14 protein-coding genes and 1 tRNA gene are annotated in these 21,176 nt (G+C 73.4%); 14 read left to right on the top strand and 1 reads right to left on the bottom strand.

Annotated elements, in window-relative coordinates; translation table 11 throughout:
* The first annotated feature begins 76 nt into the window (after positions 1 to 76).
* From Q0994_RS24480 to Q0994_RS24540, 13 genes are all read left to right on the top strand, one after another.
* On the top strand, positions 77 to 1,117 hold the full coding sequence (locus tag Q0994_RS24480; protein WP_299538352.1) for a substrate-binding domain-containing protein: 1,041 nt from the start codon (positions 77 to 79) through the stop codon (positions 1,115 to 1,117).
* Positions 1,118 to 1,191: 74 nt separating this feature from the next.
* The gene (locus tag Q0994_RS24485) at positions 1,192 to 2,418 is read left to right on the top strand and encodes a Gfo/Idh/MocA family protein (protein ID WP_299538354.1); all 1,227 of its coding nucleotides are present in this window, start codon (positions 1,192 to 1,194) and stop codon (positions 2,416 to 2,418) included.
* A gap of 11 nt (positions 2,419 to 2,429) precedes the next feature.
* The gene (locus Q0994_RS24490; RefSeq protein WP_299538356.1) at positions 2,430 to 3,434 is read left to right on the top strand and encodes a sugar phosphate isomerase/epimerase; all 1,005 of its coding nucleotides are present in this window, start codon (positions 2,430 to 2,432) and stop codon (positions 3,432 to 3,434) included.
* Between the two features lie 296 nt (positions 3,435 to 3,730).
* Positions 3,731 to 7,435 carry a ThuA domain-containing protein gene (locus Q0994_RS24495; RefSeq protein ID WP_299538358.1) on the top strand — a complete coding sequence of 1,235 codons (3,705 nt, stop codon included), beginning with the start codon at positions 3,731 to 3,733 and terminating at the stop codon, positions 7,433 to 7,435.
* Between the two features lie 190 nt (positions 7,436 to 7,625).
* Positions 7,626 to 8,744: an inositol-3-phosphate synthase gene (locus Q0994_RS24500; protein ID WP_299538360.1), complete on the top strand. Its 1,119-nt coding sequence runs from the start codon at positions 7,626 to 7,628 to the stop codon at positions 8,742 to 8,744.
* Positions 8,745 to 8,989: 245 nt separating this feature from the next.
* Entirely contained in the window at positions 8,990 to 9,850 is an 861-nt protein-coding gene (locus tag Q0994_RS24505; protein WP_363325570.1) for an SCO3242 family prenyltransferase, read from the top strand.
* Positions 9,847 to 10,758: a sugar phosphate isomerase/epimerase gene (locus Q0994_RS24510; protein ID WP_299538363.1), complete on the top strand. Its 912-nt coding sequence runs from the start codon at positions 9,847 to 9,849 to the stop codon at positions 10,756 to 10,758. The genes Q0994_RS24505 and Q0994_RS24510 overlap by 4 nt, the downstream gene beginning before the upstream one ends.
* Positions 10,755 to 11,393 carry an EboA domain-containing protein gene (locus Q0994_RS24515; protein WP_299538365.1) on the top strand — a complete coding sequence of 213 codons (639 nt, stop codon included), beginning with the start codon at positions 10,755 to 10,757 and terminating at the stop codon, positions 11,391 to 11,393. Before Q0994_RS24510 ends, Q0994_RS24515 begins: the two co-directional genes overlap by 4 nt.
* Positions 11,393 to 12,241, top strand: a complete 849-nt coding sequence (locus Q0994_RS24520) for a TatD family hydrolase (RefSeq protein WP_299538366.1) — start codon at positions 11,393 to 11,395, stop codon at positions 12,239 to 12,241. The genes Q0994_RS24515 and Q0994_RS24520 overlap by 1 nt, the downstream gene beginning before the upstream one ends.
* Positions 12,242 to 12,245: 4 nt before the next feature.
* Entirely contained in the window at positions 12,246 to 13,424 is a 1,179-nt protein-coding gene (gene eboE, locus Q0994_RS24525) for a metabolite traffic protein EboE (RefSeq protein ID WP_299538367.1), read from the top strand.
* Positions 13,421 to 14,875 carry a nucleotide pyrophosphatase/phosphodiesterase family protein gene (locus Q0994_RS24530; RefSeq protein ID WP_299538368.1) on the top strand — a complete coding sequence of 485 codons (1,455 nt, stop codon included), beginning with the start codon at positions 13,421 to 13,423 and terminating at the stop codon, positions 14,873 to 14,875. The genes eboE and Q0994_RS24530 overlap by 4 nt, the downstream gene beginning before the upstream one ends.
* Positions 14,872 to 15,903, top strand: a complete 1,032-nt coding sequence (locus Q0994_RS24535; RefSeq protein WP_299538369.1) for a sugar phosphate isomerase/epimerase — start codon at positions 14,872 to 14,874, stop codon at positions 15,901 to 15,903. The genes Q0994_RS24530 and Q0994_RS24535 overlap by 4 nt, the downstream gene beginning before the upstream one ends.
* A 384-nt stretch (positions 15,904 to 16,287) precedes the next feature.
* Positions 16,288 to 16,375, top strand: a tRNA-Leu gene (locus Q0994_RS24540).
* A 788-nt stretch (positions 16,376 to 17,163) separates the two neighbouring features.
* Here Q0994_RS24540 and Q0994_RS24545 read toward each other — a convergent pair.
* A complete protein-coding gene (locus Q0994_RS24545; protein ID WP_299538371.1) occupies positions 17,164 to 19,509 on the bottom strand; it encodes a helix-turn-helix domain-containing protein in 2,346 nt (781 codons plus the stop codon).
* Positions 19,510 to 20,073: 564 nt separating this feature from the next.
* Here Q0994_RS24545 and Q0994_RS24550 point away from each other — a divergent pair.
* Positions 20,074 to 21,105: a glycosyltransferase 87 family protein gene (locus Q0994_RS24550; RefSeq protein WP_299538373.1), complete on the top strand. Its 1,032-nt coding sequence runs from the start codon at positions 20,074 to 20,076 to the stop codon at positions 21,103 to 21,105.
* The last annotated feature ends 71 nt before the right edge of the window (positions 21,106 to 21,176 follow it).

A 21,176-nucleotide genomic window follows, 5' to 3' on the forward strand; every position in this document is an offset into this window, starting at 1 on the left:
CCGGCACCTCCCCGCACGCACGTCCCTCGTGAGCCGCCGTCCCGTACGCCCCACCCGGAAGAAGGGTTCGACCGTCATGCCAGAGACCAGTCGCAGAAACCTGCTGTTCGGCACCGCAGCCGTCTCGGCCGGAGCGTTCCTCACCGCCTGCACCAGCAACGAGCCCAAGAGCGAGAACACCGCGCGGAGCGAGCAGCCCGCGGCGAGCGACGACAAGCCCGGCACCCCCGTCACGATCGGCTTCGCCGGGCCGCAGGCCGACCACGGGTGGCTGAACGCCATCAACGTGCAGGCCGCCGAGCGGGCGAAGAAGTACTCCGAGGTGACCATGGAGGTCACCGAGGGCTCCAACGACACCGCCGCGCAGATCGGCCAGGTCAAGACCCTCATCAACAAGAAGGTCGACGTCCTGGTGGTGCTGCCCGCCGACGGCAAGGCGCTCACCCAGGTCGGACTGGAGGCCATGAAGGCGGGCATCCCCGTCATCAACCTGGACCGCGTCTTCGCCTCCCCGCAGGCCTACCGCTGCTGGGTCGGCGGCGACAACTACGGCATGGGCCTCAACGCCGGGCACTACATCGGCGAGCAGCTCAAGGACAAGGCGTCCGCCAAGGTCGTGGAACTGGCCGGCATCGACAACCTCGAACTCACCAAGCAGCGCAGCCAGGGCTTCGCCGACGCTTTGAAGAACTACCCCAACATCAAGCTGGTGGCCCGCCAGGCCGCCGACTTCACGGTCGAGTCCGGCCAGGCGAAGATGGCCCAACTGCTCCAGGCGCAGAAGCAGTTCGACGCGCTGTGGAACCACGACGACGACCAGGGCGTGGGCGCGCTGCGCGCCATCCAGCAAGCCGGCCGTGACGAGTTCATCATGGTCGGCGGCGCCGGCGCGAAGTCCGCGATGGACGCCATCAAGGCGGGCGACAGCGTGCTCAAGGCGACCGTCCTCTACCCGCCGACCATGGCCGCCTCCGCCATCGACCTGGCCCGCGCGCTCGGCCAGAACAAGGGCGTCGGAGGGCTCGCCGAGATGGAGATCCCGACCTCGCTCACCCTGTACTCCGCCGTCGTCACGAAGGACAACGTCGACCAGTACCTGCCGACCGGCTTCAGCTGACCGGGCCCGCCCCGCGGGCCGTCCCGCGGGGCCGGCACCGCCGCACCGTACGAACCGACGAGGAGGAAGTCCGCATGGCCCTCAGTGAAGAGACGGAGCAGGACACCGCGGCGCCACCGGGCAGCCCACCGGCGACGCTCGGGATCGGCATGGTCGGATACGCGTTCATGGGCGCCGCCCACTCCCAGGGGTGGCGCACCGCCGGACACGTCTTCGACCTGCCGGCCCGGCCGGCTCTCGCCGCGATCTGCGGACGCGACCGGGCGGCGGTCGACGCCGCCGCCGCCCGGCACGGCTGGGCCGCCGCGGAGACCGACTGGCGGGCGCTGATCGCCCGCGACGACGTCGACCTGGTCGACATCTGCACCCCCGGCGACAGCCACGCGGAGATCGCGATCGCCGCGCTGGAGGCGGGCAAGCACGTGCTGTGCGAGAAACCGCTCGCCAACACCGTCGCCGAGGCCGAGGCGATGGCCGAGGCGGCCGAACGCGCCGCCGCACGCGGGCAGGTGGCGCTCGTCGGCTTCAACTACCGCAAGCTGCCCGCCATCGCGTACGCCCGCTCGCTGATCGCCGCCGACCGGCTGGGCGCGCTGCGCCACGTGCGGGCCGCCTACCTCCAGGACTGGCTGGTCGACCCGGCGTCCCCGCTGACCTGGCGGCTGGACCGCGACCGGGCCGGCTCCGGGGCGCTCGGCGACCTCGGCGCGCACCTCGTGGACCTCGCCCAGTATCTGGCGGGGGAGCCGCTGGTGGGGGTCTCCGCGGTGACCGAGACGTTCGTGCGCGAACGCCCGCTGCTCGCCGGGCCGGTGAGCGGACTCGGCGGCGCCGCGGACGCGACCGGGCGAGGCGCGGTCACCGTGGACGACGCGGCCCTGTTCACCGGGCGGCTCGCCTCCGGAGCACTGGCATCCTTCGAGACGACCCGGATGGCGGCAGGCCGCAAGAACGCGCTGCGGCTGGAGATCAACGGGGAGCTGGGTTCGCTCGCCTTCGACCTGGAGCGGCTCAACGAGCTCCAGTTCCACGACCACACCGAGCCCGCCACCACCTCGGGCTTCCGGCGGATCCTGGTCACCGAGCCGGAGCACCCCTACCTGGAGGCGTGGTGGCCGCCGGGCCACGGCCTCGGATACGAGCACACCTTCGTCCACCAGGCCCGCGACGTGGTGCACACGGTCGTCGGGGGCGCCCGCCCCTCGCCGTCCTTCGCCGACGGCCTCCAGGTGCAGCGGGTGCTCGCGGCCGTGGAGGAGAGCGCGGCGAAGAACTCGGTCCACACCCCCGTCCTGTCGTAGGAGGTCCGCCCATGCCCCGCCCCTTCACCCTGTTCACCGGCCAGTGGGCCGACCTGCCGCTGGAGGAGGTCTGCCGCCTGGCCCGCGACTTCGGTTACGACGGGCTCGAACTCGCCTGCTGGGGAGACCACTTCGAGGTCGACAAGGCGCTCGCCGATCCCGGCTACCTGGCCGGCCGGCACGCGCTGCTGGAGAAGTACGGTCTGCGGTGCCACGCCATCTCCAACCACCTGGTCGGACAGGCCGTCTGCGACGACCCGATCGACGAGCGCCACCAGGGCATCCTGCCCGCCCGCATCTGGGGCGACGGGGAGCCGGAAGGGGTGCGCCGACGGGCCGCCGAGGAGATCAAGGACACCGCGCGGGCCGCCGCCGCGTTCGGCGTCCGTACGGTGATCGGCTTCACCGGCTCGTCGATCTGGCACCTGGTGGCGATGTTCCCGCCGGTCCCGCCGCACATGATCGAGCGGGGGTACCAGGACTTCGCCGACCGCTGGAACCCGATCCTGGACGTCTTCGACGCCGAGGGGGTGCGGTTCGCACACGAGGTCCACCCCAGCGAGATCGCGTACGACTACTGGACCACCCACCGGGCCCTCGAAGCGGTGGACCACCGGCCCGCCTTCGGGCTGAACTTCGACCCCAGCCACTTCGTCTGGCAGGACCTCGACCCGGTCGGCTTCCTCTACGACTTCCGCGACCGGATCTACCACGTCGACTGCAAGGAGGCCCGCAAGCGCCTCGACGGCCGCAACGGCCGGCTCGGCTCGCACCTGCCCTGGGGCGACCCGCGGCGCGGCTGGGACTTCGTCTCGGCCGGCCACGGCGACGTGCCCTGGGAGGACGTGTTCCGGATGCTCCGTTCCATCGGCTACGACGGGCCCGTGTCCGTCGAGTGGGAGGACGCGGGCATGGACCGGCTGCACGGCGCGCCGGAGGCACTGGCCTCGTTGCGGAAGTTCGACTTCGACCCGCCCGCCGCCTCGTTCGACGCGGCGTTCGGCGGCGGCGACTGACCCACCCGGCCCTGCGGCGCCGGGGGGCTCCGCGACGGACGCCCCCCGGCCGCTCCGCCCTGCCCCGCGCCGTCCCGCACGGCTTTGTCCTGGCGCCGGCGAAAGGCGTACGCATCCGTGCGCAAGGCCTTTCCGTCCCGGACGAACGCGGCTACCGTCCGACAGGTGACGGGTGCCGACATGTACACGACATAAATGTGTCGGCACCCCCACGCCGGCACCTCTCCACGGCGCGGCAGTCCCCGCGCGGCACGGCACCACCCGCCCGCACAACCGGCCCCTCCCGGAGGACACTCGTGCACAGAGAAGGAAAACGGCTGCGACCCCGCAAAGCGCTCGCTCTCCTCACCGGCGGACTGCTCGCCGCGGCGACGCTCACCCTCGGCTCCGCGCCCACCGCCGCCGCGCACCCCGACCACCCGCCGGCCGAGGCCGCCGCGGGCGAGGTCCAGCAGGTCACCCTCGCCAAGGGCGCCGCCGAGACCGGCGAACCCATGTCGCTCGCCGTCCTCCCGGACCGCAGCGTGCTGCACACCTCCCGCAGCGGGGAACTGCGCATCACCGACAGCGCCGGCAACACCCGCGTCTCCGGCACCCTCCCCGTCTACACCCACGACGAGGAAGGGCTCCAGGGCGTCGGCGTCGACCCGGACTTCGCGGAGAACCGGGCGATCTACCTCTTCTACGCGCCCCCGCTGGACACCCCCGCCGGCGACGCCCCGGAGACCGGCACCGCCGCCGACTTCGCCCCCTTCGACGGGGTGAACCGGCTCTCCCGCTTCACCCTCGCCGAGGACGGCACGCTGGACCTCGCCAGCGAGAAGAAGGTCCTGGACGTCGCCACCTCGCGCGGCATCTGCTGCCACGTCGGCGGCGACATCGACTTCGACGCCGACGGCAACCTCTACCTGTCGACCGGCGACGACTCCAACCCCTTCGCCTCCGACGGATTCACCCCGATCGACGGCCGCGCCGACCGCAACCCCGCCTTCGACGCCCGCCGCACCTCCGGCAACACCAACGACCTGCGCGGCAAGATCCTGCGCATCAAGGTCGCCGACGACGGTTCGTACACCGTCCCGGACGGCAACCTCTTCGCCCCCGGCACCGACAAGACCCGTCCCGAGATCTACGCGATGGGCTTCCGCAACCCGTTCCGGTTCAGCGTCGACAAGGCCACCGGCATCGTCTACGTCGGTGACTACGGCCCCGACGCCGGAGCCGCGGACCCCGCCCGCGGACCCGCCGGACAGGTCGAGTTCGCCCGGGTGACCCAGGCCGGCAACTTCGGCTGGCCGTTCTGCACCGGGGACAACGACCCCTATGTCGCCTACGACTTCGCCACCGCCACCTCCGGCGAGCCGTTCGACTGCGCGGCCCCGAAGAACGAGTCCCCGCACAACACCGGGCTGGTCGACCTGCCGCCCGCCCGGGCCGCGTGGATCCCGTACGACGGCGCGTCCGTCCCCGAGTTCGGCACCGGCTCCGAGTCCCCGATGGGCGGACCCGTCTACCACTACGACGCCGGCCTCGACTCACCCGTGAAGTTCCCCGAGGAGTGGGACGGCGACTTCTTCGCCGGGGAGTTCGGCCGCCAGTGGATCAAGCGCGTCTCCCAGGACGCCGACGGCGCGGTCACCGCGATCGAGGACGTCCCGTGGAGCGGCACCCAGATCATGGACATGGCCTTCGGCCCGGACGGCGCCCTCTACGTCCTCGACTACGGCCTCTCCTGGTTCGGCGGCGACGAGCACTCCGCGCTCTACCGCATCGAGAACGCCACCGACGGCCGCTCACCCATCGCCGAGGCGTCCGCGAACAAGACCTCCGGCACCGCCCCGCTCAAGGTGAAGTTCTCCTCGGCCGGCACCGCCGACGGTGACGGCGACGCCCTCACCTACTCCTGGGACTTCGGCGACGGCGGCACCTCGACCGCCGCCGACCCCACGTACACGTACAAGAAGAACGGCACCTACACCGCCACCGTCACCGCGACCGACCCGGACGGACGCACCGGATCGGCCAGCGTGCACGTGACCGTCGGCAACACCGCGCCCACCGTCGTCCTGGAGACCCCCGTCGACGGACAGCTCTTCGAGTTCGGCGACGCGGTGCCCTTCAAGGTCACCGTCACCGACCCCGAGGACGGCACGATCGACTGCTCGAAGGTCGAGGTCAAGTTCACCCTCGGCCACGACAGCCACGGCCACGACATCACCACCGCACACGGCTGCGAAGGCACCGTCAAGACCGCCATGGAGGGCGGCCACGACCCCAACGCCAACATCTACGGCGGCGTCTCCGCCTCGTACACCGACGGCGGCGGCGGTGGCCAGGCCACGCTGACCGGCCGCGACCAGGCCCAGCTCCAGCCCCGCCACCGGCAGGCCGAGCACTTCGGCGCCTCCTCCGGCGTGAACATCATGGACAAGGCGAGCGCCCACGGCGGCAAGACCGTCGGCGACATCCACGACGGCGACTGGATCTCCTTCTCCCCGTACGTCCTCGACAAGACCACCCGGCTCACCGCCCGCGTCTCCTCGGCCGGAGCCGGCGGCTTCCTCGAAGTACGCGCCGGATCGGCCCGCGGCAAGCTCCTCGGCTCCGCCGCCGTCCCGGTGACCGGCAGCTGGGACACCTTCCAGGACGTCGACGTACCCCTGCGCGGCGCCCCGAAGAAGCAGAGCGACCTCGTCCTCGTCTTCAAGGGCGCGAGCGGCGCGCTCTACGACGTCGACGACTTCGAGATCTCCAGCTCCGCGCCCGACAAGAACGCCAAGCGCGTCCTCGTCTTCTCCAAGACCGCGGGCTTCCGCCACGACTCCATCCCCGAGGGCATCGCCGCCCTGAAGGAACTCGGCGCCGAGGCCGGCATCACCGTCGACGCCACCGAGACCGCCGCCCAGTTCACCACCGCCAACCTCGCCCGCTACGACGCCGTCGCCTTCCTCTCCACCACCGGCGACGTCCTCGACGCCGACCAGCAGAAGGCCTTCGAGAACTACGTCGGCAGCGGCGGCGGCTACCTCGGCATCCACGCCGCGGCCGACACCGAATACGACTGGGAGTTCTACGGCGGCCTCGTCGGCGCCCACTTCGACTCCCACCCGCAGATCCAGCCCGCGACCGTGCGCGTCGAGGACCACGACCACCCGGCCACCGCCCACCTGGACGACGCCTGGGAGCGCACCGACGAGTGGTACAACTACCGCTCCAACCCGCGCGGTGAGGCCAAGGTGCTCGCCACCCTCGACGAGACCACCTACACCGGCGGCACGATGAAGGGCGACCACCCGATCTCCTGGTGCAAGAACTACGGCGGCGGCCGCTCCTTCTACACCGGCCTCGGCCACACCAAGGAGTCCTACGCCGAGCCCGCCTTCCGCGGCCACGTCCTCGGGGGTCTGCGCTACGCCACCGGACAGGTCAAGGCCGACTGCGAGCCCGACACCGGCTACCGGCCGCTCTTCAACGGCACCACCCTCGAAGGCTGGAAGCAGGCCGGGCCCGGCACCTTCGACGTCGTCGACGGCGAACTCCGCTCCAAGGGCGGCATGGGCCTGCTCACCTACCAGGCCAAGGAACTGCACTCCTACTCGCTGAAGCTCGACTGGAAACTCGAAGGCGACGACAACTCCGGCGTCTTCGTCGGCTTCCCCGAGTCGGACGACCCCTGGTCCGCGGTGAACAACGGCTACGAGGTCCAGATCGACGCCACCGACGCCCCCGACCGCACCACCGGCGCCGTCTACACCTTCAAGTCGGCCGACCTCAAGGCCCGCGACCGCGTCCTGCGGCCGCCCGGCCAGTGGAACAACTACGAGATCCGCGTCCAGGGCGAACGCCTGCGGGTCTTCCTCAACGGGGTGAAGATCAACGACTTCACCAACACCGACCCCGCCCGCTCCCTCAGCGACGGCTACATCGGACTCCAGAACCACGGGGCCGACGACCAGGCGTCCTTCCGCGACATCCAGCTGAAGGAACTCCCGCCGCAGTAGCCCGCCCGGCGGGCGGGACGCCCCCGCCCGCCGGGCCCCGCGCCACCCCTCCCGGCCACCGTGTCCGCCGCCCCGCCCGCACGCCCCACCGCGGGCGGCCGGGGCGGCGCCACGGCGCCCGGCCGCCCGACCCTTCCCCTCGCACACCCACCGCTCCGGCCCGCCGGAGCCCCCGCCAGGGAGGCAGCCCGTGTCCGCACAAGCGTCACGCACCGGAGTCTGGTTCATCGGAGCACGCGGCTCCGTCGCCACCACCGCGACCGCGGGCTGCGCCGCCGTCGCGGCCGGACTCCATCCGGCCACGGGACTCGTCACCGAGACCCCGCCGTTCGCCGGGGCCGGACTGCCACCGCTCGCCTCACTCGTGTTCGGCGGCCACGACGTCACCGACTGCCCGTTGCCCAAGCAGGCCGAGGCGCTCGCCGCCGGCAACGTCCTGCCGCACGGCCTTCCCTCCGCCGTCCACGCCGAACTCGCCGCCGCAGACGCCGAGATACGCCCCGGCGGCCCCTTCCCCGGCGACACCCGCACCGACGAGGAACTCATCACCGGGTTCGCCGCCGACCTCACCGCCTTCACCGCCCGGCACGGACTCGCCCGGACCGTCGTCGTCAACGTGGCCTCCACCGAACCGGCGCCCGACCCGGACGCCGACCGGCTGCCCGCCAGTTCCCTCTACGCCGCCGCCGCCCTGAGGGCCGGCTGCCCCTACGCCAACTTCACCCCCTCCACCGGACTGCGCGCCCCGGCCCTGCGCGACGCCGTGGCGGAAGCCGCACTGCCCCATGCGGGCCGGGACGGCAAGACCGGGCAGACGCTGCTGCGCTCCGTGCTCGCCCCGATGTTCCTGCAGCGCGCGCTGCCGGTGCGCGCCTGGTCCGGCACCAACCTGCTCGGTGGCGGCGACGGGGCGGCGCTCGCCGACCCGGCCGCCGCCGCGGCCAAGAACGCCGGCAAGGAACGCGTGCTCGCGGACAGCCTCGGCATGGTCCCCGAGGGCCAGGTCCACATCGACGACGTCCCGGCCATGGGGGACTGGAAGACGGCCTGGGACCACATCGCCTTCGACGGGTTCCTCGGCTCCCGCATGGTCCTCCAGACCATCTGGCAGGGCTGCGACTCCGCCCTCGCCGCCCCGCTCGTCCTCGACCTCGCCCGGCTGCTCGCCCGCGCCGACGCCGCCGGACTGACCGGCCCCCGGCCGGAACTGGGCTTCTACTTCAAGGACCCGGACGGCGGTCCGGCCGGCCTCGCCGAACAGTTCGGAGCCCTGCTGGACTTCGCCGAGCGACTGCGGGAGCAGGCGTGAGCCGCCCCGGCCCCGCACCGCTGCGCCCGCTGAACGGCGCCGCCGCCCCGGCGGACGCCCCCACGAACGGCCTGCCCGGTGCGCGCGGGACTGCGCCCGCACCGGGCAGGTCCCCGGCCGGCACCCGGCCCGGCCCCGCCCCGGTGCTCCCGCCCGCTCCCGCCGCGGACGCCACGGCCGCGCCCCGCCGCGCGCGGGGCCGGGCACGGGCCCGCGCCTGGGCCGAACTCCTACGGGTTTCCGCCCTGTCCACGGTCGTGGGCGACGCGCTCGCCGGCGCCACCGCCGTGGGCGCGCGCCCCGGCCGGGGCACCGCCGCGGCCGTCGGCGCGTCCCTGTGCCTCTACGAGGCCGGGATGGCGCTCAACGACTGGGCCGACCGCACCGAGGACGCCGTGGACCGCCCGCACCGGCCGCTGCCGTCCGGCCGGATCGCCCCCCGCGAGGCGCTGGCCGCGGCCGGCCTGCTCACCGCCGGCGGCCTGGCCCTCGCCGCCCGCGCCGGCCGCCCCGCCCTGGCGGTGGCGGGCGGACTCGCCGCCACCGTCTGGGCGTACGACCTCCGGCTGAAGCACACCCCCGCCGGGCCCGCCGCCATGGCCGCCGCCCGCACCCTGGACGTCCTGCTGGGGGCGACCGCGACCGGCGGACGCACCGCCCCCGTTCGGGCCGCCGTGCCCGCCTCCGCGGCCCTCGGCCTGCACACCTGGGCCGTCACCACCGTCTCCCGGCACGAGACGCGGGGAGGCTCGACCACCGCCCCGCTCGCCGCCCTCGCCACCGCCACCGCCCTCGCCACCGCCCTGGCCCGCCCGGACCGCCGCCCCGCCGAGGGCGCCCCCCAGGCCCCCCGGGGCGGCCGCTCCCCGCTGCTGCCCGCCCTGTGCGCCCTCCCGTACCTGCGCACCGCGGGCCGCCCGCTGCTGCACGCCGCCCTCAACCCCTCCCCGGAGCTCACCCAGCGGGCGGTCGGCGGCGGCATCCGGGCGATGATCCCGCTCCAGGCGGCGCTCGCCGCCCGCGCCGGAGCCCCGGCGGTCGCACTCGGCGTACTGGCACTCGCGCCGCTCGCCCGCGCCCTCGCCAGGAAGGTGAACCCCACATGACCCTCGCTCTCGGCTACGGCACCAACGGACTGACCGACCTCCGGTTGGACGACGCCCTGGAACTCCTCGCCGACCTCGGCTACGACGGCGTCGGACTCACCCTCGACCACATGCACCTCGACCCGTTCGGCCCCGACCTGCCGGGCCGCACCCGCCGGGTCGCGCGCCGGCTGGAGCGCCTCGGGCTCCGCGTCACCGTGGAGACCGGCGCCCGCTACGTCCTCGACCCCCGCCGCAAGCACGGCCCCTCGCTCCTCGACCCCGACCCGGCGGCCCGCGCCGCCCGGGTCCGGCTGCTGGTACGGGCCGTCCGGACCGGCGCCGCGCTCGGCGCGCACGCCGTTCACCTCTTCAGCGGGGTCCTGCCGCCCGGCACCGACCCGGGGGCGGCGTGGAAGCGGCTGACCGAAGCCCTCGCCCCGGTGCTGGCCGCCGCCCGGCGCACCGGGGTGCGCCTCGCCGTGGAGCCCGAACCCGGCCACCTGGTCGGCGCGCTGGCCGACTTCCACCGGCTGCGCGCCCTCCTCGGCGACCCGCCCGAGCTGGGACTCACCCTCGACCTCGGCCACTGCCAGTGCCTGGAGCCGCAGTCGCCCGCCGACTGCGTACGGGCCGCCGCACCCTGGCTGGCCCACGTGCAGATCGAGGACATGCGCCGGGGTGTCCACGAGCACCTGCCGTTCGGGGAGGGCGAGATCGACTTCCCGCCCGTGCTCGACGCGCTCGCCGGGGTCGGTTACGAGGGCCTCACCGTGGTCGAGCTGCCCCGCCACTCGCACGCCGGACCCGAACTGGCCCGCACCTCCCTCGACTTCCTCCGCGCCGTCTCCCGTACAGCCGTCTCCCGTACAGCCGTCTCCAGCACCGCCGCTTCCCGGACCGCCGCGACCGTGGAGGGACGGGCATGACGCAGACGACCACCCGCGACACCCTCGACCGGAGCCTCCCCGGCGCCGCCCGCGCCTGGCTCGACGAGGCCCTGGACGAGGCCGCCCGCGTCGCCGACCGCCCCGCGGCCCGCCCCGCCGCCCCGCCCGCCCCCTGGGAGCTGCGGTTCGCCGCCGCAGGCCGCGTCTGCGGAGCAGGACACGCCGACGCCGTCCGGGTACTCCTGCTCGCCGAGGCGCGCGCGGACGCGTCCACGCTGACCCGGCTCTACGAGCGGGGGACCGCAGCAGAACGCCGGGCCGTCCTGCTCGCCCTGCCCGAACTGGACTTCGGCGGGACGGCGTTGGTGCTGGTCGAGGACGCCCTGCGCACCAACGACACCCGGCTGGTCTCGGCCGCCGTCGGCCCGTACGCCGCCGCCCGCCTCGACCCGCACGCCTGGCGCCACGCCGTCCTCAAGTGCCTGTTCACCGGGGTGCCGGTCGCCGACGTCGCCCGGCTCGCCGAGCGGGCCGCCGGTGACGCCGAACTGGCCCGCATGCTGCGGGACTTCGCCGCCGAGCGGACCGCCGCCGGCCGCCCCGTACCCGCCGACCTGCACACCGTGCTCCGGCACGCCGACCCGTCGTCGCCCTCCGCCACCGAGGAGTCCTGATGCGCATCTTCGACCCGCACATCCACATGACCTCGCGGACCACCGACGACTACCGGGCGATGTACGACTCCGGGGTCCGGGCCCTGGTGGAGCCCTCGTTCTGGCTGGGCCAGCCCCGCACCTCGCCCGACAGCTTCTTCGACTACTTCGACGCGCTCCTCGGCTGGGAGCCGTTCCGCGCCTCCCAGTACGGCATCGCCCACCACTGCACCCTCGCCCTCAACCCGAAGGAGGCGAACGACCCCCGCTGCACCCCCGTCCTCGACGAACTGCCCCGCTACCTCGTCAAGGACGGAGTCGTCGCCGTCGGCGAGATCGGCTACGACTCCATGACCCCGGCCGAGGACACCGCCCTCGCCGCCCAGCTCGAACTCGCCGCCGCGCACGGCCTGCCCGCCCTCGTGCACACCCCGCACCGCGACAAGCTCAACGGTCTGCGGCGGACCATCGACGTCGTCCGCGAATCCGGCCTCGCTCCCGAACTGGTCCTGCTCGACCACCTCAACGAGACCACCGTGGACGAGGCGCTGGACAGCGGCTGCTGGGCCGGCTTCTCCCTCTACCCCGACACCAAGATGGACGAGGACCGGATGGTCAGCGTCCTCAAGAACCACGGACCCGAGCGCATCCTCGTCAACTCCGCAGCCGACTGGGGCAAGAGCGACCCGCTGAAGACCCGCAAGGTCGCCGACGCCCTGCTCGCCGCCGGATTCTCCGAGGACGACGTCGACCGCGTCCTGTGGCGCAACCCGGTCGCGTTCTACGGCCAGAGCGGCAGGCTCCAGCTCGACGTCACCGCGCCCGGCACACTGCACGAGGGCAACTCCATCCTCCGGGGCGGGGAATAGCGCCGTGCGCTTCCGCCACCCCGACGGCTCGACCGTCCACCTCGCCTACTGCACCAACGTCCACCCCGCCGAGACCCTCGACGGCGTCCGCGCCCAGCTCCGCGAACACTGCGAACCGGTCCGCAGACGGCTCGGCCGGGACCGCCTCGGCATCGGCCTCTGGCTCGCCCGGGACGCGGCCCGCGCCCTGTCCACCGACCCCGCGGCCCTGCGCGCCCTGCGCGCCGAACTCGACCGCTGCGGCCTCGAAGTCGTCACCCTGAACGGCTTCCCGTACGAGGGGTTCGGCGCCGACGAGGTCAAGTACCGGGTCTACCGCCCCGACTGGACCGACCCCGCCCGGCTCTCCCACACCACCGACCTCGCCCGGCTGCTCGCCGCCCTCGTCCCCGACGACGTCACCGAAGGCACCATCTCCACCCTCCCGTTCGCCTGGCGCACCCCCTACGACCAGGACCCCGAGGCGGCCCCGGCGGCCCGCCGCGCCTTCACCACCCTGGCCGGCCGGCTCGACGCGCTCGCCGAGACCACCGGCAAGTCCATCAGGATCGGCGTCGAACCCGAACCCGGCTGCACCGTCGAGACCACCGCCGACGCCCTCGCCCCGCTCACCGCGATCGGCCATCCGCGCATCGGCCTCTGCCTCGACACCTGCCACCTCGCCACCTCCTTCGAGGACCCCGGCACCGCCCTCGACGCGCTCGCCGCCGCCGGCGTCCCGGTGGTGAAGGCCCAGCTCTCCGCCGCCCTGCACGCGGAACACCCGCACCTCCCCGAGGTCCGGTCCGCACTCGCGGCGTTCGCCGAACCCCGCTTCCTGCACCAGACCCGCACCCGCACCGCCGCCGGACTGCGCGGCGCCGACGACCTCGCCGAAGCACTCGCCCCCGGCTCCCCGCTCCCCGACGGCACCCCGTGGCGGGCCCACTTCCACGTCCCCCTGCACGCCCCGCCCGAGCCGCCGCTCACCTCCACCCTGCCGGTGCTGCGGGCCGCACTCGCCCGCCTGGTCGGCGGACCGGCGCCGCTCACCCGGCACCTGGAGGTCGAGACGTACACCTGGCAGGCGCTTCCCGAGGCGCTGAGGCCGCGCAGCCGCAGCCGGCTCGCCGAGGGCATCGCCGCCGAACTCACGCTCGCCCGCGATCTGCTGACCGACCTCGGTCTGAAGGAGCTGCCGTGACCACCCCCGAACCGGCCACCGGTCCCGTCCCGCTGCTCGTCCTCGACGTCGTCGGCCTCACCCCCCGGCTCCTCGACCACATGCCCCGGCTGCGGGCCCTCGGCGAGACGGGCGGGCGCGAGGCGCTCTCGACCGTGCTGCCGGCCGTCACCTGCGCCGCCCAGTCCACCTTCCTCACCGGCACCACGCCCGACGAACACGGCATCGTCGCCAACGGCTGGTACTTCCGGGAACTCGGCGACGTCCTGCTGTGGCGGCAGCACAACGGACTCGTCGCCGGCGACAAGCTCTGGGACGCCGCCCGCCGCGCCCACCCCGGCTACACCGTCGCCAACATCTGCTGGTGGTACGCGATGGGCGCCGACACCGACTGGACGGTCACCCCCCGCCCGGTCTACTACGCCGACGGCCGCAAGGAACCCGACTGCTACACCCGGCCGCCCGCCCTGCACGACGAACTCACCGCGAAATTCGGGACGTTCCCCCTCTTCCACTTCTGGGGGCCCGGCGCGGACCTGGTCTCCTCGCAGTGGATCATCGACGCCACCCGCCACCTGCTCGCCACTCGCGCCCCCGACCTCGCCCTGGCCTACGTCCCCCATCTCGACTACGACCTCCAGCGGTTCGGCCCCGACGACCCCCGCGCCCACCGCGCCGCCGCCGAACTCGACGAAGCGCTCGGCCCGTTGCTCGACCACGCCCGCGCCCAGGGCCGCACCGTCGTGGCGCTGTCCGAATACGGCATCACCCGCGCCGACCGGCCCGTCGACATCAACCGCGCGCTGCGCCGGGCCGGGCTGCTGGAGGTGCACACCCAGGACGGGATGGAGTACCTCGACCCGATGACGTCGCGCGCGTTCGCCGTCGCCGACCACCAGATCGCCCACGTCTACGTACGCCGCCCCGAGGACCTGGAGGCCGCCCGCGCAGCCCTCGCGGACCTGCCCGGCATCGCCGAACTCCTCGGCGACGAAGGCAAGAAGGCCCACCACCTCGACCACCCGCGCTCCGGCGAACTCGTCGCCGTCGCCGAACCCGGTGCCTGGTTCACCTACTACTACTGGCTCGACGACGCCCGCGCCCCCGACTTCGCGCAGCTCGTCGAGATCCACCGCAAGCCCGGTTACGACCCCGTCGAACTCTTCATGGACCCCCAGGACCCCTACGTCCGCGTCAAGGCCGCCGGAGCCGTCGCCCGCAAGAAGCTCGGCATGCGCTACCGGATGGCGGTCGTCCCGCTCGACCCCTCGCCCATCCGCGGCAGCCACGGCCGCCTCCCCGACCACGACGACGAGGGCCCCGTCATCCTCTGCTCCGCACCCGGCGCCCTCACCGGCCGGGTCGCCGCCACCGAGGTCAAGGCCCTCCTGTTGCGCCTGGCCGGCCTCGACCAGCCCTTCTCCGACCAGGAAGACAGCTCCCCGCACCCCACCGAAGGAGTACGCCCATGAGCCGCCGCACCCCTGCGGACGCCGAACTCGCCCACCGCCTCGGCCGCCGCTCCCTGCTCGGCGTGGCGGCCGGCGCCGCCGCCGCCGCCCTCGTCGGGGCCGCCGCGCCCACCGCCGCCGCCCTCGGCAAGGGCCGCGGCGCCCCGCTGCTGCCGCCCGGCCGGCTCGGCATCCAGCTCTACACCCTGCGCGACAAGGTGGCGACCCTCGGTTTCGACAAGGTCTTCGCGGAACTGGAGACGTACGGCTACGACGAGGTCGAGTACGCCGGCTACACCCAGGGCTCGGCCGGTGACATCACCCTCGCCCAGCTCAAGCGCATCACCCGGGACCACGGGCTGACCGGCATCGGCAGCCACGTCGGCTACTGGTCCGACGACGACCCGAACGCCTACACCTTCGCCCAGAACCTCACCAAGGTCCTCGACGACGCCCAGGCGCTCGGCCTCAAGCACATCGGCACCGCGTCCGGCCCGTTCCGCTACGGCTCCACCGTCGACGCCTGGAAGCGGGCCGCCGACGACTTCAACACCTACGGCGCGGCGGCCCGCAAACGGGGCATGAAGTTCTACCAGCACAACCACGCCGAGGAGTTCTCCTTCGCCACCGACCGCCCCGACGTCCGCCTCTACGACGTGCTGCTCGCCGAGACCGACCCCGACCTCGTCCACCTGGAGATGGACATCTACTGGGCCTACGTCGCCCAGCACCGGTTCGGCAGGCGCGCCGACGGCACCCCCGCCCCCTTCGACCCGCTGGCCTACGTACTGAAGCAGCCCGACCGCTACCCGCTCTTCCACGTCAAGGACGGCGAACGCGACATCGCCGAGCGCGACGGTTACCGGATGGTCGACGTCGGGGACGGCGACATCGACTACCGCCGCTTCCTGACCGCCGTCGGCCAGACCCGTGGCGGCCGGCGGGACCACCACTGGCAGGTGGAGCACGACGCGCCGATCGTCGACTCCCTCGTGACCGCCCGCCGCTCCGCCGCCCATCTGCACGGCCTGCGCGCCCGGGGCTGCTGACCCGGCGCCGCACACCGGAAACCGACCGGCCCTCCCCGCGCCGGCGGGGAGGGCCGGTCGGTTTCACGCGGTGCGCACGGTCAGGGGGCGCTCCTCGTCGGAGCTTCCCGCCGTCCCCGCCTTCCCGCCTTCCCCGCCGTCCCCGTCGTTCCTGCTGGTCCGCGCGACCCGCCCCTGCGCCGTCCGGCCCGCCGGACCCCGCCCGGCGACCGCCGGTGTCCGTGTCGGCACGTTGCGTACGCGCGCCCGCCCGCGAACCGCGTCCGGCACCCGTACAGGCCGACGAGACCGCACTGACCACCCGATATGCAGGTGAGAGGCGCTCCGAACCCCTGGTATTGTTTTCCACGTCGGAACGGGCGCGGCCCGTGAGACAGACACCTTGTCCGGGTGGCGGAATGGCAGACGCGCTAGCTTGAGGTGCTAGTGCCCTTTATCGGGCGTGGGGGTTCAAGTCCCCCCTCGGACACCAACCAGGGTCGACCGACCGAACAGAGCCGGTCAAAGCGAGAGTTCGTCGCTTTGACCGGCTCTGTTGTTGTGTCCGGCGTACGGGAGGCCGGCTGCGGTTCGCGTGTTCGGTAGGGATACCGACGGATCGGCTGGGCTGGGATCCGGGCCTGTGTGCCCCGTGTCCTCCGGTCGGGACTCCCGGGGACTCGTCACGTCGAGGTCGTCACGTGCCGCGGTCTCGTGGCGGGGCCGGCGGATCGTGCCACCTCTGAAGACATCACCTCGCTCGCAGTGCAGCTTCGTCCCGCCCCGTTGTCACCGACGCAGGAGACCGCCGCGTTGGCCGCCCCGGCCGTGAGTGGAGGAGGCCAAGTGTCTCGGGTCGGCGGCGAGGACCGGGAGGTCAGAGGAAGGTGACGACAATGGGACCTGAGGGCCTGATACGGAGGTGATCCCGCCGGGGCTGAGGCAGTCGAGCAGGTCGGTCGCGATGGCCAGAGTCGTGCGGCCGGCGGTGTCGCCGACCAAGACACCGGAAATCACGGTGCCCACGGTGGTGAGCACTGTCTGACCACCGGGCTTGAGATCGAGAGTGCGGGTATGTCGGACCGTGCTGCTGGAGCCGTCGTTCCAGTTGTGGACGGTGTTGTAGGCGCCGGGGCTCCCCCCGACGCATGACAACGGATCGGTGCCTCGGAACGATCCGGTCCCCCGGCGATGGAAGGAGAGGGGTGCCCACGCCGTCGCAGGCCGCGCCGGCTCCCAGCCCCACGGCTCGGGCGGCGGTCGCATCCGACGAACGAGGTGTCAGCCGGTCGGATGGTCGGCGTTGCCGACCTCTGCGGTGACTCGGCGCAGTTCGTCGGCGGCTTCGTCTCGCCGAGGATTGTTCAGCCCGACGAGGGTGCGGTGGGCCGCGGTCAACACCGTGCGGGCCTCGTCGTGACGGTCGAGGTGGCGCAGGGTGATGCCGAGGTCGAGGCGGACGGGTTCGCTCCAGGCAGGCATCCGCCCTGCCTCCCAGTGGGCCAGGGCGGCACGCAACGAGGCTTCCGCCTGGTCCCATCGCCCCAGGGCCATGAGGTCGCTGCCGAGGTTGTGGCGGGTCTGTGCCAGGTAGGAGGTGATGAGGTCGTGGGGCGTCCCCGGTACTCCGGCGAGGCAGAGAGCTTCGCTGCGCCGGTGGATGACCAGGGCCTCGTCCGCACGATTGGCGTAGCGCAGGTGCTGGCCCAGGGTATTGAGGATGGTGAGTTCGGCGAGGCGGACTTGCGGGTCCGTGTGGTTCCTGACGTGGGTGGCTGCTTCGTGCAGCCGGACGATGGACTCGTCGGTCCGTCCGAGCCGGCGGAGTGCTCCTGCCTCGTAGCCCAGGGCCCATCCCGCCTGGAGCTGGTCCGCGGCCTCGTACGCCGCGGCCAGGGCGGCCCGTGCGGCGGCCAGGGCGGCGGGGTAGTCGTGGAGGCAGAAGTTGTGGGCCCAGGCGAGGTAGTTGAGGTGGACGGCCTCGTCGCGCCTGCTGCCGAGCGCGCGGGCGGAGTCGACGGCCCGCTGGAACACCTCCGCCCACAGCTCCCAGTGCGCGGTCACGTCGGAGAACCAGTGCATCGCTTCCGCGGCGTCGACGACCTGCCGGTGCCGGCCTGCCGCCTGGGCCTGGCCCAGGGCCGCGAGCCACTGGGCCCGTTCGGCTTCCAGCCAGATCCGGGCCTGCTCGCGGTCGGTGGGCGCGGTGGCCGGGTCGGGGTCGCCTTCCGGCGCGTCCTGGTGGCGGTCGGCATCGAAGCGCAGTGCGGCGGCGGTGGCCCGGCGCAGGGTCCAGCGGGCGGCCCGTTCCTCGGCAGCGGCGACCTGGGCGGGATCGTCGTCCTCGGCCAGTTGTTCGGTGGCGAACAGGCGCAGGAGGTCGTGGAAGCGGTAGCGGTCGGCGGTGGGATGGGGCTGGAGCAGTCCGGCGTCGGCCAGCCGTTCGAGGCAGCGCGTGGCCTGGCGTGGGGGTACGCCTGCCAGGAGTGCTGCGGTGGCGGGGCTGAAGTCGGGGCCGCAGGCGAGTGAGGCGCGGCGGAAGACCGTGCGGGCGGCCGGGCCGAGCTGCCGGTAGGACAAAGTGAAGGCGGACCGGATCCGCAGGGAGCCTGCCTGAAGGGTGTCCAGGCGGTCCCCGTGAGCGGTGAGCTGGGTGACGAGTTTCGCCAGGGTCTCGCCGGGCCGGGCGGCCAGGCGCTGGGCGGCGATGCGCACTGCCAAGGGCAAGTACCCACAGAGTTCTGCGAGGTCGCGGGCGGCCTGTGTCTCCCGCTCGACCCGCTCCGGCCCGATGACGCGGGTGAGAAGTTCGACCGCGTCCTCGCGGCGCAGCAGCGCCAGTTCCGTGCGGTGGACGGCTTCCAGGCCGGCCAGCGAGCGGCGGCTGGTGACCACGGTCAGACAGGCGCCGTGGCCGGGCAGCAGAGGGCGGACCTGGTCCTCGTCGGCGGCGTTGTCCAGAAGGAGCAGCACCCGGCGCTCGCGCAGCACCGAGCGCAGCAGACCGCTGCGCTCGTCGGTGGCGGCCGGGACGGCGGTCTCGGCCACCCCGAGCGCATGGAGGAGGCGGGCGAGCACCTCGCGCGGCGGTACGGGCTTCGGGTCCATGCCGCGCAGGTCGACGGCGTACTGCCCGTCCGGGAAACGCGGCGCCAGAGCATGGGCGGCGTGCACGGCGAGGGCGGTCTTGCCCAGCCCGGGCTGCCCGCAGATCACGGCGACCGGCGGTCGGGCGGGATCGAGGCGCTCGGCCAGGACCCGCAGTCCGGCCAGGGCGGGGCCGCGGGCGGTGAAGTCACCCAGATCGCGGGGCAACGCCAGCCCGTGCCCAGCCGCCGACCCCGTGCCCGGCACTTTCCCCGCCGCCGACCGGGGCCCCGCTCCGCCGACGGTCCGCGGACGACCCGACCGGGCGGCGTCCTCCAGCTCCTGGGCCACGACGCCATCCACGCGCAAGGCCGCCACCAACGCTTCCACCGTGCGCTGCCGCGGCCCCCGCGTCCGCCCGCGTTCCATGTCCGACAGCGCCCGCACACTGATCCCCGCCCGCTGCGCCAGCCCTTCCTGGCTGATGCCCGCGCCCGTGCGCAAGGCGTGCAGCCGCTCGCCGAACCCGTTGTCGCTCACAGCTGTGGTCCCCCTGGTCTGCGTGGCCCGGCCGGGACGGCGTACCTACTGGTAGTACTCACCGGCAGAAGTATGCGGGCCGCTCCATCCACCGGTCGAACTTCCTGGTCCCCCCGGCCCGCACCGGATGGGATGAGGCGTGTCGGGCGCGGTCCTGAGGGTTCTCGTGCCGGAGAAGCCGCCAGGGCGCGGCATGCGCGCAAACGCGCCTCACGTCACGCAGGGCGCCGTGTCGGCCACCCGGCAGCGGGCGCCCGACCACCTACGCATCCAACCGGTTGCCGCGTGCCTGTTCGGTTGCGCGGCGACTTCTAACCAAGGCCCCTTCACATGCGCATATCACGATTTTCAGCTGGTTCCGGTCGACGTCCGGGTCGCCGCTCAGGCATGGCTGTCCGCCGGTGGGACCTGTGGGCATTGGCGGCGAGTTCCTTGATGGCCCTCGGCGTGGGGCTCGCTTCCGCATCGAACACGTCGCAGCACCGATGGGGACTTGCCGCTGCTGCCGCCTATGCCTGTGCCGCGCTGGCGTCGCTGGGCTCCCGTGCACGGTGGTCCCGTTCGGTGGCTCTGATCTGCGTCGTAGGCGCGCTGGCGGTTCCGCTGGTGTGGCTGACGGCCGTGGGCCTGCAGCAGATGGAGGTCGGCGTCGTGGAACGGTCCGCCCAGCACTTCCAGGAGACCGGCACCCCTTACCTCTCGCATCCGGTCGCGGTGCGCGACTTCAACCCCTACCTCCCCGGCATGGCCCTCTTCGGCCTCCCCCACGCGCTGTTCGGTGCGGGAGTGTTCTCCAGCGCCCGTCTGTGGAACCTGGCCGGGTTCGCCGCCGCGCTGGCCGCTGCCGTGGGCGTGCTGGTCAAGGGCCGGCCGCACGCCGGACGAACGGTGGTGACGGGGGCTGCGTGGATCGCGGCCTGCCCCGTGGTGGCGCTGCCGCTGGCCATAGGCGGGGTTGATCCCGTGGTCGTGGCCTTCGTTCTCCTGGCTCTGGCATACGCGCACCGGGGCCGTTCCGTGGGTGCGGGGCTGGCACTGGGAGCGGCAGCCATGCTGAAGTGGACCGCGTGGCCGGCCATTCCAGTCGTCGTCGTCCTCCTTGCTGCGTCCAAGGGATCACGCGCGGCCAGGACAGCGGCTGCGGTGGCGGTCGCACTGGCGGCGCTGGTGGTCGTACCGCCGCTCCTGGCCGATCCGCGGGCCTTCCTCGACAACGCGGTGCTCTACCCGTTCGGGCTGAGCGATACGGCCTCGACCGCCGCCAGCCCGCTCCTGGGCGCCCTTTTGTCTGCCCTGTTGCCGCACGGCAAGACCGTCGCCGTCGCGCTCATAGGCGTCGGAGCCATCGCTGTGGCACTCTCGCTCATCGTGCAGCCGCCCACGACCACGGCGGCTGCCGCCCACCGGCTCGCGCTCGGACTCACCATCGCCATCCTGCTGTCGCCGGCAACCCGCATCGGCTACGCCGTCTACCCCCTCACCCTCCTGATCTGGGCCCGCTGCACCACCCTGGCCGGGCCGCAACCCGGTCCAGCGACGGCGCAGGGCCAGGGGACCGGCAGCCCAGTACCGCGCCCGGCCGTGGAGCGGCTCTGAGACCGGCCGGAGCCGCCCGCCGACTGCGGGGAGGGAGACCAGCTCGGGCCGCCGGACGCTCCGTGGTGGCA

It is taken from the genome of uncultured Streptomyces sp. (assembly GCF_947488945.1).
In the GTDB taxonomy this organism is placed as follows: domain Bacteria; phylum Actinomycetota; class Actinomycetes; order Streptomycetales; family Streptomycetaceae; genus Streptomyces.

What these genes read in the sequence shown, in the direction of transcription:
- Q0994_RS24480 (WP_299538352.1), top strand. Translation starts at nt 77, where the DNA reads ATGCCAGAGACCAGTCGCAGAAACCTGCTGTTCGGCACCGCAGCCGTC.
- Q0994_RS24485 (WP_299538354.1), top strand. Translation starts at nt 1,192, where the DNA reads ATGGCCCTCAGTGAAGAGACGGAGCAGGACACCGCGGCGCCACCGGGC.
- Q0994_RS24490 (WP_299538356.1), top strand. Translation starts at nt 2,430, where the DNA reads ATGCCCCGCCCCTTCACCCTGTTCACCGGCCAGTGGGCCGACCTGCCG.
- Q0994_RS24510 (WP_299538363.1), top strand. Translation starts at nt 9,847, where the DNA reads ATGACCCTCGCTCTCGGCTACGGCACCAACGGACTGACCGACCTCCGG.
- Q0994_RS24515 (WP_299538365.1), top strand. Translation starts at nt 10,755, where the DNA reads ATGACGCAGACGACCACCCGCGACACCCTCGACCGGAGCCTCCCCGGC.
- Q0994_RS24520 (WP_299538366.1), top strand. Translation starts at nt 11,393, where the DNA reads ATGCGCATCTTCGACCCGCACATCCACATGACCTCGCGGACCACCGAC.
- Q0994_RS24535 (WP_299538369.1), top strand. Translation starts at nt 14,872, where the DNA reads ATGAGCCGCCGCACCCCTGCGGACGCCGAACTCGCCCACCGCCTCGGC.